Source organism: Corynebacterium sp. S5S1 (genome assembly GCF_001913985.1).
Classification (GTDB): Bacteria; Actinomycetota; Actinomycetes; order Mycobacteriales; family Mycobacteriaceae; genus Corynebacterium; species Corynebacterium marquesiae.
The window spans coordinates 3,439-3,953 of record NZ_MKXT01000088.1 but is presented as its reverse complement, the minus strand read 5'-3'; the positions used below and the strand labels follow the sequence as shown (position 1 = coordinate 3,953).

General features: G+C 48.0%; 1 protein-coding gene. It reads right to left on the bottom strand.

Translation table 11 applies throughout. The annotated features are described in order from the left end of the window. On the bottom strand, window positions 1–493 hold a 493-nt coding region (locus tag BKN05_RS12390), incomplete at its 3' end, for a restriction endonuclease subunit S (protein WP_286688772.1). Between the last annotated feature and the right edge of the window lie 22 nt (window positions 494–515).

The following is a 515-nucleotide window of genomic DNA, read 5'->3' as shown; positions in this document are numbered from 1 at the left end:
CGAGGTTGATGAAGCCTTGATTGGTTGTAGTAGGAGCATCAATGAATGCCACATGCCCAATCGTTGCTCGCGAAGTCATCAAGATTGAACCTTCAGGATGGAGCGAACCTGAGCTTTTCGATAATCCCTCCTCAGTAATTGAACGTGCAGTTCCGCATAACCAAGGACCTTTTAATGCTGTGATATCTGTTGGAGTCGCCCACCTGATTTCGCCATCCCAAAAATCAGGATTCTTTGTGGATGGCGTTCCGCCACCGTAAATTCCGGCAACATCAGCGAAAGTCAGCGACGATTCCGATTTTTCCGTGCTTCGGTAAAAGGTCATTGCCAACTGCTCAGACAGCTGAATAACCCGCTGATTCGCTGCAATCTTGTCATCCAAGGCGCCGAGGACATCGGCAATTGAATTTTGCTCCTGAAGTGACGGAATACGAACGATGAGATCTTCTGCATCACGTCTGTTGAGACCCGGCACTGCACTATCATTGTTCATTGATTGGAATGGCAACGTTGAT